Annotated in this window: 2 protein-coding genes; one reads left to right on the top strand and one right to left on the bottom strand. The window is 62.2% G+C overall.

Annotated elements, in window-relative coordinates; genetic code table 11:
* A partial coding sequence (locus tag ABLE92_RS26015) for a hypothetical protein (protein WP_348807656.1) occupies positions 1–475 on the top strand: 475 nt, incomplete at its 5' end.
* 20 nt (positions 476–495) lie between these two features.
* Here ABLE92_RS26015 and ABLE92_RS26010 read toward each other — a convergent pair.
* On the bottom strand, positions 496–1,734 hold the full coding sequence (locus ABLE92_RS26010) for an IS256 family transposase (protein WP_137811204.1): 1,239 nt from the start codon (positions 1,732–1,734) through the stop codon (positions 496–498).
* Positions 1,735–2,505: the final 771 nt, after the last annotated feature.

The following is a 2,505-nucleotide window of genomic DNA, read 5'->3' as shown; positions in this document are numbered from 1 at the left end:
CGTCCGAAGCGCACGGTCGTTACAAGTCAGCCAGCATCGCCTACGCGGCAATTCTCAGCCACACCTCAACGTCTGCCGCCTCGCCGAGGACACCAGCCGGTTCGTTCTAGCCACCGTTATGGCATTCACCGAACGAATCCAGTCGGGCCTTCGGGACATTGCAACACCGCAGCAACGACGTTTGATAGACGCACATATGCGATACCGCCACGAGAATGTTTCGGTCGTCACCCTCGACCGCGAGATCATGATCACCGACGACGGTTTTCGCACACCAACTGCCCGACCGACCGACAATCTGGGCGGCCTGCTACGTCACGTAACGAGGCCATTCGCCGCATCGAGTGACGACGATCACGCCATGTTAATGTTAACTAGCCGCAATTTCCCGCTTGCCGAATACGACATGGGGCCGAGGATGAGACAGCGCCCCGTGGGGTGGTGGACTTCGGATCGCGTGAGCAGCGCGTTGTGATCAACGAGTCGTGCCGAATGTTAGGCGATTTGGCGTGTTTCGTCGACTGTTTCGGCAGCGTGGTGTTTGGCGGCGATGACCTTGCGAAGTTCGGCCATGCTGATGTCGGAGAGGTAGCGGCGGGTGACCTGCCACTCGTCGTGGGCCTCGATCACGACCGCGGTCGCCAACCGCAGGAACGCGGCGGGGTTGGGGAAGATCTCGACGACATCGGCGCGGCGTTTGATCTCCTTGTTGAGTCGTTCGATCGGGTTGTTGGACCAGATCTTCTGCCAGTGGGCCTTGGGGAAGGCGGTGAAAGCGAGCACGTCGGACTTGGCCTCGGCCATCATTGCTGCGACCTTCGGAAATGACGATTCCAGGGTGTCGGCGACCTGGTCCCACTGCGTGGCGACCTCGGCGGGCTCGGTGTGAGCGAAGATGGTCTTGACCGCCGCGGTCACCACCGGCGCCTGTTTCGCCGAAACCACGCCGTGCAGGTTCCGCATGAAATGTACTCGGCACCGCTGCCACGATGATCCAGTGAATTGCTGGGCTACAGCGGCTTTCAGTCCCGCATGGGCATCGGAGATCACCAGATGTACCCCCGACAGGCCCCGCGCTTTGAGAGAGGCGAGGAACTCACGCCAGAACTCGAAGGACTCGCTGTCACCGACCGCGGTACCCAACACCTCGCGGGTGCCGTCGATCGACACCCCGGTCGCCACGACCAGGGCTTGAGATACCACGTGGGCGCCGACCCGAACCTTGCAGAAAGTGGCATCAGCGAACACGTAAGGAAACTCAGTGTGGGTCAGGGAGCGTTCGCGGAACGCGGCAATGTCTTTGTCCAGGCCGGCGCAGATGCGGGAGACCTCGGACTTGGAGATGCCCGAGGAGACGCCAAGGGCGTTGACGAGATCGTCGACCGAGCGTGTGGACACGCCGTGAACGTAGGCCTCCATCACGACCGCGTGCAGGGCTCTGTCGATGCGTCTGCGTCGTTCGAGCAGGCTCGGGAAGAACGACCCAGCTCGCAGCTTGGGGATCTTGACTTCGACATCGCCGGAGGTCGTCGACACGGTCTTGGTGCGGTGGCCGTTGCGGATGTTTGAGCGTTCCGCGGAACGCTCATAGCGGTGCGCGCCGATCTTCTCAGTGGCCTCGGCCTCGATCAGCGCTTGCAGCCCCGCCCGGATCAACTCGGCGAACACCGCGCCGGAATCGGCGGAGCTGAGTGCATCAAGATGGGCGAGCAAGGCAGAATGGTCGTGGGTCATCGCGTTGTGTGTCCTTCTGTTGAGTCACTTGGTAGGTAACTCACTGACCACTACGCGATGGCCCGCCTCGACAGGGGCACCGACACGCTCCGTGACGGCCTCACCTCAGCACGGAAACCCCACCACCCCAGGGGACTTACCCGAGGATGATGCCGGCCGGCGCGGGAGGACGACTCGGGCGCCATCTTTACCCCTCAGCCAAGACGCGCACCCGTGACGAATACATTTGACACCGAGCATGACCGACTCTGCCACAGCCGCTTTAGCTGGTAAGGAAACGTGTCAGAGTAGGACGAGTTGTCGGCGCCGAACGTCCGCCGATGTCGCGGACGGCCGATGGTTCGAAGTCAGGCAGAGAGGGAGCCGATCGCTGCTTGCTCGCCGTCGCGGCCACTCCATGTTGCTATCCCTCCGATGAGAACTGCGCCCATGGCGCCTCCCGTGCGGCCGCGGGGCCACTGAATCCCCGTCCGCTCGATCTGGTCCTGCACCAGATTTGCTCAGCCAACAGCTACGGCTTCTTCTCCGGCAGTGGCCAACACCCCTTCACCGGAGTGCCCCATTCCATGAGACATGCCGCCCTCAGGGGTGACGTCGCTTGACAGCCAGACGTAATCCAGCTCGTCATCCTCGCGAATCTGGCGATGCTGACGTGTAAGGGCTCGGGACATGCTTGACGTCGTGTCGTCGGGACATCGTTGACGTCTCACGCTTGTCGGTGGTCGCAGTCAGAGTGTGGGGGGTGTCCTTCTCTGCTGAGACTGAATCCGA

Source organism: Gordonia oleivorans, assembly GCF_040044975.1.
GTDB lineage: Bacteria > Actinomycetota > Actinomycetes > Mycobacteriales > Mycobacteriaceae > Gordonia > Gordonia oleivorans.
The sequence above is the reverse complement of the archived record's forward strand: the minus strand, read 5'-3'. Positions and strand labels throughout refer to the sequence as shown.

Bases quoted from the DNA above. Each gene is read 5' to 3' on its own strand.
- ABLE92_RS26010 (WP_137811204.1), bottom strand. From the start codon at position 1,734: ATGACCCACGACCATTCTGCCTTGCTCGCCCATCTTGATGCACTCAGC.